Source organism: Neisseria sp. HMSC056A03 (assembly GCF_001815685.1).
GTDB lineage: Bacteria > Pseudomonadota > Gammaproteobacteria > Burkholderiales > Neisseriaceae > Neisseria > Neisseria subflava.
Genome location: NZ_KV821585.1, coordinates 1 through 8,387 on the forward strand (window position 1 = coordinate 1; position 8,387 = coordinate 8,387).

Genomic DNA, 8,387 nt, shown 5'->3' on the forward strand with positions numbered 1-8,387 from the left:
GGGGGGATTTTGCAAAGGTCTCGGCCTTTTGTTCTTTAAACTCTTAGTCCAGATTTAACACGGCAGAAGTGTAAACGTCTTGTACGTCGTCCAAATCTTCCAATGCGTCAATCAGTTTTTGCATTTTAACTGCATCTTCGCCGCTCAACTCGGTTTCGTTTTGGGCGCGCATGGTAACGTCGCCGTCAACAGATTTGTAACCTGCCGCTTCCAAAGCCGATTTTACAGCAGCCCAGTCGTTTGGCGCGGTAATCACTTCGATGGAACCGTCGTCGTTGGTGATGACATCTTCCGCACCGGCTTCCAAAGCCGCTTCCATCAGCGCATCTTCATCAACGCCCGGTTCAAACACCAAATAGCCTTGATGAACGAAGTTGAACGCTACGCAGCCGTCGGTACCCAAATTACCGCCGTTTTTAGTGAACGCATGGCGCACATCGGCAACGGTACGGGTTTTGTTGTCGGTCAAACAATCCACCATCAAAGCCGCACCGCCGATGCCGTAGCCTTCGTAACGCAACTCGATGTATTCCACGCCTTCCAGATTGCCCGTACCTTTGTCGATGGCACGTTGCACGTTGTCTTTAGGCATATTGTTTTCAGCGGCTTTTTCCAAAGCCAGGCGCAGGCGCGGGTTTGCGCCGGGGTCGCCGCCGCCCATACGGGCAGCAACGGTAATTTCTTTAATCAGACGGGTGAAGATTTTGCCGCGTTTGGCATCTTGTCGGGCTTTTTTGTGTTGGATATTTGCCCACTTACTATGGCCTGCCATATTGATTCCTTTCGTTTTTTCACGCGTTGAGGCGGAATTTGCTTCATTTGTAAGGCGTGCATTTTATCATAAGTTGCCTTTAGCCAAAATATTCAGACAGCCCGAATATTTGCAAAAACAGGCCGTCTGAAAACAAAGAAACCTTTTTTAAATAAAGAAGCACATTGGCGGCAAACCTTTGTCAGTTTTTCGTTTTAATTCACGAAGGTTTACGGTATGATGACAAAATCGGTCAAAATTGTTAACAACTTAACCGGTATCGAATGGCAAAACGGCCTGCTCGCCGATATTGCCAAACGCGAAAAATGAGTGGGAGTAGTTACCCGTATCATTTTATTTTTATTGTTTTTATTAAAGGTTTTATTATGGAAGAAATATTGTCTGCTCTGGTGGGTGCAGTCAATCTGGTTCTTTGGGACTACCTGCTGATTTATGCCTTAATCGGCATCGGCCTGTTTTTTACCCTGTACTTGGGTGCGCCGCAAATAACCAAATTGGGGACGGGTTTCAAATCCGTTTTCGGTGGCTTGTTCAGCAAAAAAGACAAAGACCACGAAGGCAAATCTCTGTCTCAATTTCAAGCCCTTGCCGTGGCGATTTCCGCGCAAATCGGTACCGGTAACGTAGCCGGTGTCGCCACTGCGATTACCGCTGGCGGCCCGGGTGCCATTTTTTGGATGTGGTTGTCTGCCATTTTGGGCATGTCTACCATTTTTGCAGAAGCCGTTTTGGCGCAAAAATACCGCGTGGTCAGCCATGGCAAATACATCGGCGGCCCTGCGTTTTACATTACGCACGGCCTGACTCCGAAAATCGGCCGTGGCGCGGCGCGTTTTCTGTCCGGCTTTTTCTCCATCGCCTTGATTATCGCGCTGGGTTTCATCGGTAACGCGACCCAATCCAACTCTATTGCCTCTGCCATGAATTTGGCTTTCGATGTTCCTCCGATGGCTGTCGGTATTACTTTGGCGGTATTCGCCGGCCTGATCATCATCGGCGGCATCAACCGCATTGCCGGTATCGCGCAATTTGTCGTGCCGTTTATGGCGGTAATTTACATCTTGTGTGCCGTGATTATTTTGTTCAAATTCTCCGACCACATCATCCCGATGTTCCACAATATTTTTGTCGCCGCCTTCAATCCGGAAGCGGTATTGGGTGGTGCGGCCGGTATCGGTATGCGCGAGGCAGTCCGCTTCGGTGTGGCACGCGGCCTGTTTTCCAATGAAGCCGGTATGGGTTCGACCCCGCACGCTCATGCGACCGCCAACGTCAAACACCCTGTGCAACAAGGTATGGCTGCATTTATCGGTATCTTTATCGATACGCTGATGGTCTGCACGGCAACCGCGCTGATTATCCTGCTGACCGACGCCGACCTTTCCGGCGAAACCGGCGCTGCGGTTACCCAACTGGCGTTTAACAAAGCCTTCCCGGGTTTCGGCTCGCAACTGCTCGCCGTCTGTCTGACCTTCTTCGCCTTTACCACCATCATCGGCTGGTACTACTTCGGCGAATCCAATATCCGCTTCCTGTTCCGCGGCAAACATTTGGGCATCTACCGCGCGCTGGTTTTGGTGGCCATCGTATTGGGTACATTGGGCAAAGTGGATTTGGTTTGGAGTATGTCCGATATGTTCAACGGCTTTATGGTCTTACCAAACTTAATCGCCCTCTTCCTGCTGCGTAAGGAAATCCGTGCTGTTTACGACGATTATCTGGCGCAAACCAAAGCTGGCAAAGAGTTGACCTACAACTATGAATTCCACGAATTCCACGACAAAAACCCAGGTTGACGACAAACAAAAACCTCTCAGTCAAACTGAGAGGTTTTTTATTCCAGGCCGTCTGAAACTACAACACATAAAAATAAATGCTGATAAATTGCGTCAAACTGCCTGCTAAGACAAACAAGTGCCAAATACCGTGGCCATGGCGGATTTTCGTATCGTTGATAAACCAATAAATCCCCGCGCTATACAATACGCCGCCCAACACCAGCCAAAATAATCCACCGGCCGAAAGCGACTGTATCAGCGGCCATACCGCCACCACAATCAGCCAGCCCATCAACACATAAATCACCATCGACAGCAGCCGCTTCTCGCTTTTGCGCCCAATTGTCAGCTCTTGAACAATGCCCAACAAAGCCAGCCCCCATGACACGCCGAAAAGCGACCAGCCCCAACCGCCCTGCAGGGTAATCAGCGTAAACGGCGTATAACTGCCTGCAATTAAAAGATAAATCATGCAATGATCGACCTTTTGCAAAATCGCCTTGGCCTTCGGCTGCGGAATACTGTGGTATAAGGTTGAGCCCAAATACAGAAGCAGCAGGCAGACTCCGTAAGTCAGTGCACCGGCAATCCGATAGCCGTCCGCCGATTCTACCGCTTTCACCAGCATCAGCACCAAGGCCGCCACTGCCAACAAGAAACCGGCCAAATGGCTGTACGCATTAAATCTCTCGCCGTGATACATAAACCATTCTCATTTATAAAAGACCAAAGTGTACGCCAAGACAGGCGCTTCGTCAGAGAAATCGGGTTAAAAATAAGTTAAAGCGTAAAGGCCGTCTGAAAAACACGGCCTTGCAATATAACAAAAACATCTTTGCAACAAACAAACCATTCTTTCCCTTTTTCAGACGGCCCCTATATATTTCAAACCCGAACAACACGGCAACGCCATCCGCCCCTGCCGTGTTGTTTGCTTTATTATTCTTGCAAATATCATTTAACAACAAAAGCTTAATCAACCATCCTTACAAAGCGGCAAACAATAAAACATAAACAAACATGGTATAATAAACGCTTACAGGCAGAGATTTAGACAAAATCTCAGGCCGTCTGAAGGAGGAGAAACATGAATCGACGCGTTTATATCGTACATGGCTTTGAAGGCAATCCGCACGGCAACTGGTTTGACTGGCTTTGCGCCCAAGTCAAAAGCACCGGCGCACAAGCAATCTCCCTCGCCATGCCCAATCCCGACAAACCAAGCACGACCGCGTGGCAGTTTACCCTTGACCAGCACATCGGCAAGCCTGATGCCCATACCTTCCTAGTCGGCCACAGCCTCGGTTGCATTACCCTCCTTCACTTCCTCAGCCGCCAACAGCCGCAAAAAATCGGCGGTCTGTTGCTTGCCGCCGGTTTTGCCGATATGCTACCGCCCCTGCCCACGCTCGATGCCTACATTAAAGCAGCGTCCCCCGATTTCGACATCCTGCGCAAAATCGATATGCCCAAACACTGCCTGGTTTCCGACAATGACACCCATGTTCCACCCGAACTGACTTTGGACATGGCGGCCAAACTCAAAAGCCCTGTTACCCATATTCCAGAAGGCGGCCATTTGATGGCTTCGGACGGTTTTACCCAACTGCCGCAGGCTTGGGAAGCACTGAAACCCATGTTGACCGAATAAATACACACTCTAATCCTATTTTCAGACGGCCTTGACTGTCTTCCCTCCCCATAACAGGCCGTCTGAACGACAATAAAAACAACCTGCCCTTTCAAGCAGGTTGTTTCTTTTTATGCCTAATTGGCGGCAAATTTAATATTGTACCGTCCATTCAATCTCGCCGCCGGCCCTCATCGGTACAAGCTCGCCATCGCCGTAAGGCACACTGGCAGGTACAGTTTGCGTTTGTTTGACCAATGTAATGGTATCGGTATTTTCAGGCAGACCGTAGAAACATGGGCCGTTTTTAGAAGCAAAGGCTTCCAGTTTATCCAACGCGCCTGCTTTCTCAAACACTTCGGCATAAAGCTCGATAGCAGTCATTGCGCTGAACATACCGGCGCAACCGCAAGCATTTTCTTTGGCAGTTTTAGCATGTGGCGCAGAGTCCGTGCCGAGGAAGAATTTGTGCGCCTTATCGCCGGTAACGGCGGCAACCAAAGCCTGACGGTGGGTTTCGCGTTTGAGTACAGGCAAGCAGAAATGATGAGGGCGCACACCGCCGACCAAAAGGTCGTTGCGGTTGAGCAGCAAGTGTTGCGGCGTCACAGACGCGGCCACATTATCGCCTGCTTCCAATACCAGTCGTGCAGCCTCGGCAGTGGTGATGTGTTCAAACACAACCTTGAGGTTTGGCACTTGCGCCAAAACCGGCTTCATCACGCGCTCGATAAAGGCGGCTTCGCGGTCGAAAATATCGATTTCAGGATCGGTTACTTCGCCGTGAACCAAGAACAAAATGCCCTGTTTCGCCATTTCTTCCAACACGGGGATCAGCTTAAACAAGTCGGTCACGCCGGAATCGGAATTGGTGGTCGCGCCTGCAGGATAAAGTTTGAAAGCCACAATACCGGCAGCCTTGGCTTCACGTACGAGTTCGGGAGTGGCGTTATCGGTCAAATAAAGCGTCATCAACGGCTGGAAGCTACTGCCTTCTGGCAGGGCGGCCATAATGCGCTCTTTGTATGCTTGGGCGTCGGCAACACTGACGACGGGCGGCTTCAGGTTGGGCATGATAACCGCGCGGCCCATTTGTCGGGCGGTGTACGGGACAACGGCTTTGAGCGCGTCGCCGTCGCGCAGGTGTAAGTGCATATCGTCGGGGCGGATGATGGTCAGGGTTTGCATAGCTTACTTTCGAGTGGTTTGGTGTGATAATGTTTCAGACGGCCTTTATTCGGCGGTAACAGTTTCTATTAATTTGGTGTTTCAATCGTCAACCGGCCTAAGGCAAAACGGCGGCCTTATTGTCGTAAGAATGATGGGTCAAATAAAAAACAGCCTGTACCGGAAAATGCTCGGACGACGTTGTTTTAACAGTCAGCAAGGTTTCTTTCGGACTGCCGGACGCGCGCCATGCGTAGGAAATCTGACGCATAGGCAACGGAGTTTCCACCAAATTATCGGCACGCAATTCAGCGTTCAAACCTTGCGGCGGATTTTCTGCCAAAGCCAAAAATTGTTTGAAAATCAGATGGTCGTCGGCTTTAGCCGTGCGCACGCTGCAACTGTCTTCAGTCAGGCTCAAATAATAATCTGCGCCGTTTACCGTTTTCTTCCAAATACTTAATGCCTCCAAATCCATCATTCCGGCAGGCAAATCGGCAATATCCTTTTTCGACAATAAAACCAGTTTGTTGGCATTGGCAAACTCGCCGACAAGGGCGGCATTGCCGTCTGCGGCCACGCAGCTTTGGCGGAACAAGTCGGTTACATTTTGGGCATAATCGACAGCGTTCTGCGGCGAAACGCCTTCATTGCCGCATGCACTCAGGCAGACAGCCAATACGGCGGCAGACAACGCAACGGCTTTAGACATTTCAGACGGCCTTTATTTGTGCTTCAACACCAGCTTGAACACGCCGTCGGCTTCGCTCGATTCCAACAAAACATGTCCGGTCTGACGGCAAAACGCTTCAAAATCGCCGGGCGCGCCGCCATCGGTGGCCAATACGGTCAGCACTTCGCCTTCCTGCATTTGCGCCAAAGCTTTTTTGGCACGCAAAATCGGCAGCGGGCATTTCAAACCAATGACATCCAGAGTTTGTGTATTCATGATGAAAACTCGTCATATTAATCAGAATTAACGTCAATTATACCGCACTTACTTGCACCCCACCCTGCAAGCCCATAAAATAAAGCCGTTTTTCACTTTGGAGCTGTCTATGCGCCGTTTTGCCCTTCTTGCCCTCAGCCTTGCCGCGACTCAAGCATTTGCTTTGGGTTTCAGCCAAAAGGATACGCTGACCAACACGCGTTATCAGGAAAGCCCTGAAGAAGTTGCCGCACGCGAGTTTAAAGAACACAAAGCCGAGTTGCCGCCCCTGCCCGATACCCAATCGGGCGATTGGTTCGACCTCTATGTCAACGAAACCTACGGCAAGCAGCCTAAAATCCTGCTCAGCAGCCTGCAAATCATGCCTGCGCCTGACAACAGCATCCGCTACGTCTTGAACGTGCGCTCCGACAAAGGCTACGACAACCTCTCCGTCGAAGGCCTCTATTGCGCCCGCACATCCTTTACTTACAGCAACGATAAGCGTTCGTCTTACAAAGTATTCGCTTACGGCGACACAGTAAACCACCGCTGGATCGAGCCGCGTAAAGGCGATTGGAAGCTGATCGGCAATGCGTTCAGCCGCAACGATGCCCTGCATACCGCCCTGTATCAGGCATTCTGTGTCGACGGCATGCCGACAACGGTCGAAGGTTTGGTACAACGTTTGAAAGAACGCGGTGGCCGTCACGGCACAACGCTGACCAACCACGACAAATAAACCGCTTTAATCAACAAAAAGGCCGTCTGAAATTTTTCAGACGGCCTTGTCTTTCAAGACGGCTTAGAATTTGTGATACAGGCCCACAGAAGCGGCTTTTTGTTCAACGCCGCCTTTGTTGGCTGCAGTCAGACGGGTTTTGTTGCCGACTTTCAGATACGCCAGTTGGGCAACTACGCCGGTGCGTTTACTGAAGGTGTATTGGCCGCCGACAACGACTTGGTCGAATTTATCCACCAATTTCTCGCCGCTGTTCACGCCCTTGGCAGGCCAGCCGTGTGCATAAGTAATGCGTGGGGTGACATTGCCCAATTTGTAGCCGACAGTTACTGCTGCATCAACCACTTTCACGGCTTCAGATTTGCCTGAATCGGCAGTGATGTCACTACCCTTGTACTCATTAAAACCATCGGTGAAATAGCCTAAATATTCGTTGGCTGTCTCATGGCCTTTGGCATAGTGTACGCCGCCGCCGACAAAGAGATTGTCTTTGTCGTAATAAGTTTCAACTTTGGCGATTTGTGCCGCTTTGACTTTGCCGGAATTGTCGGTGTACGCGCCGTTGTAATGGCCGTAAGCCGCATTGGCAGTAAAGCCGTTTTTAGAGAAGCTCACGCCGCCGGTGTATTGGTCTTTGGCCGCTTGGGTGTGCGTGTATTTGTCTGAAGGATTGCGGTTGTCGCGCGGTGCGTAAGACACGTTGAATTTGAATCCGCCAAAATCCGGGCTGTCGTAGCGTACAGCGGCATTACGGTTGCCGGTACGGGTAAATATGCCCAAGCCTGCGGCATTGGTTTTGTACATCCACGGATCGATGGTGTCCATTTCGTTCAGCATATTGCTGAGTTTACCGGCACGGACTTTACCGAATTTACCTTGCAAACCGATGAAGGAATCGCGATTGGCAAAACCTTGTGAACCGCCGGTAATGGCTGTTTTTTGTTCAACTTGCCAGATGGCTTTCAAATCGCCGCCCAAGTTCTCGCTACCTTTAAAACCGATACGGGAGGTATTGTCATTGATGCTGGTTGCGGTAGAGCTGGTTTCAGAACCTGCGTCACCTTTGATTTTTACTTGACCAACGGTCACGCTGCTTTTGATTTGACCATAAAGAATCACTTCTGCAGAGGCAGCCAGCGGCAAACCGGCAATAACCAAAGCGATAATCGATTTTTTCATTATTCTCTCCAAAACAAAGTTAAAATCTCGTGAAAACACGTTTAGCAATATTAATGTTTTCCAACGCTACAAACAACTACTTTCATCTTGATAGACACTTTTATTCATTAGAGTTTAGACTTTTTACAACATTTTTAAATAAAACAGGCCGTCTGAAAACAATTGAACTGGCCCCCAAATCTTGGACACTC

The 8,387-nt window shown here is 50.0% G+C and carries 9 protein-coding genes; 3 read left to right on the forward strand and 6 right to left on the reverse strand.

The features are described from left to right. Window positions 1-43: 43 nt before the first annotated feature. Window positions 44-772, reverse strand: a complete 729-nt coding sequence (locus HMPREF3052_RS00605) for a YebC/PmpR family DNA-binding transcriptional regulator (protein WP_003684063.1) — start codon at window positions 770-772, stop codon at window positions 44-46. A 365-nt stretch (window positions 773-1,137) separates the two neighbouring features. Here HMPREF3052_RS00605 and HMPREF3052_RS00610 point away from each other — a divergent pair, with 365 nt between their 5' ends. Beyond that, the gene (locus HMPREF3052_RS00610; RefSeq protein ID WP_049329916.1) at window positions 1,138-2,568 is read left to right on the forward strand and encodes an alanine/glycine:cation symporter family protein; all 1,431 of its coding nucleotides are present in this window, start codon (window positions 1,138-1,140) and stop codon (window positions 2,566-2,568) included. A 58-nt stretch (window positions 2,569-2,626) separates the two neighbouring features. Here HMPREF3052_RS00610 and HMPREF3052_RS00615 read toward each other — a convergent pair whose 3' ends face one another. Then, window positions 2,627-3,253 (reverse strand): PAQR family membrane homeostasis protein TrhA, encoded by a 627-nt coding sequence (locus HMPREF3052_RS00615; protein ID WP_049329915.1) that lies wholly within the window; start codon window positions 3,251-3,253, stop codon window positions 2,627-2,629. Window positions 3,254-3,637: 384 nt separating this feature from the next. Here HMPREF3052_RS00615 and HMPREF3052_RS00625 point away from each other — a divergent pair, with 384 nt between their 5' ends. After that, a complete protein-coding gene (locus HMPREF3052_RS00625) occupies window positions 3,638-4,201 on the forward strand; it encodes an RBBP9/YdeN family alpha/beta hydrolase (RefSeq protein WP_070747743.1) in 564 nt (187 codons plus the stop codon). Between the two features lie 132 nt (window positions 4,202-4,333). Here the strand turns inward: HMPREF3052_RS00625 and pyrC are convergent, their stop codons facing one another. The 3 genes from pyrC to HMPREF3052_RS00640 all read right to left on the reverse strand — a co-directional run bounded on the left by pyrC (window position 4,334) and on the right by HMPREF3052_RS00640 (window position 6,296). Then, window positions 4,334-5,368, reverse strand: coding sequence for a dihydroorotase (gene pyrC, locus HMPREF3052_RS00630; RefSeq protein ID WP_070747746.1), 1,035 nt, complete (start codon window positions 5,366-5,368; stop codon window positions 4,334-4,336). Window positions 5,369-5,465: 97 nt separating this feature from the next. Beyond that, window positions 5,466-6,059: an NMCC_0638 family (lipo)protein gene (locus HMPREF3052_RS00635; RefSeq protein WP_070747749.1), complete on the reverse strand. Its 594-nt coding sequence runs from the start codon at window positions 6,057-6,059 to the stop codon at window positions 5,466-5,468. A gap of 12 nt (window positions 6,060-6,071) precedes the next feature. Then, a complete protein-coding gene (locus HMPREF3052_RS00640; RefSeq protein ID WP_003681929.1) occupies window positions 6,072-6,296 on the reverse strand; it encodes a sulfurtransferase TusA family protein in 225 nt (74 codons plus the stop codon). 109 nt (window positions 6,297-6,405) lie between these two features. Between HMPREF3052_RS00640 and HMPREF3052_RS00645 the strand changes: the two genes are divergently transcribed. After that, the gene (locus HMPREF3052_RS00645) at window positions 6,406-7,017 is read left to right on the forward strand and encodes a CNP1-like family protein (RefSeq protein WP_070747752.1); all 612 of its coding nucleotides are present in this window, start codon (window positions 6,406-6,408) and stop codon (window positions 7,015-7,017) included. Window positions 7,018-7,080: 63 nt separating this feature from the next. Here the strand turns inward: HMPREF3052_RS00645 and HMPREF3052_RS00650 are convergent, their stop codons facing one another. Next, window positions 7,081-8,196 (reverse strand): porin, encoded by a 1,116-nt coding sequence (locus HMPREF3052_RS00650; RefSeq protein WP_070747755.1) that lies wholly within the window; start codon window positions 8,194-8,196, stop codon window positions 7,081-7,083. Between the last annotated feature and the right edge of the window lie 191 nt (window positions 8,197-8,387).

What these genes read in the sequence shown, in the direction of transcription:
- HMPREF3052_RS00605 (WP_003684063.1), bottom strand. Translation starts at nt 772, where the DNA reads ATGGCAGGCCATAGTAAGTGGGCAAATATCCAACACAAAAAAGCCCGA.
- HMPREF3052_RS00610 (WP_049329916.1), top strand. Translation starts at nt 1,138, where the DNA reads ATGGAAGAAATATTGTCTGCTCTGGTGGGTGCAGTCAATCTGGTTCTT.
- HMPREF3052_RS00615 (WP_049329915.1), bottom strand. Translation starts at nt 3,253, where the DNA reads ATGTATCACGGCGAGAGATTTAATGCGTACAGCCATTTGGCCGGTTTC.
- HMPREF3052_RS00625 (WP_070747743.1), top strand. Translation starts at nt 3,638, where the DNA reads ATGAATCGACGCGTTTATATCGTACATGGCTTTGAAGGCAATCCGCAC.
- pyrC (WP_070747746.1), bottom strand. Translation starts at nt 5,368, where the DNA reads ATGCAAACCCTGACCATCATCCGCCCCGACGATATGCACTTACACCTG.
- HMPREF3052_RS00635 (WP_070747749.1), bottom strand. Translation starts at nt 6,059, where the DNA reads ATGTCTAAAGCCGTTGCGTTGTCTGCCGCCGTATTGGCTGTCTGCCTG.
- HMPREF3052_RS00640 (WP_003681929.1), bottom strand. Translation starts at nt 6,296, where the DNA reads ATGAATACACAAACTCTGGATGTCATTGGTTTGAAATGCCCGCTGCCG.
- HMPREF3052_RS00645 (WP_070747752.1), top strand. Translation starts at nt 6,406, where the DNA reads ATGCGCCGTTTTGCCCTTCTTGCCCTCAGCCTTGCCGCGACTCAAGCA.
- HMPREF3052_RS00650 (WP_070747755.1), bottom strand. Translation starts at nt 8,196, where the DNA reads ATGAAAAAATCGATTATCGCTTTGGTTATTGCCGGTTTGCCGCTGGCT.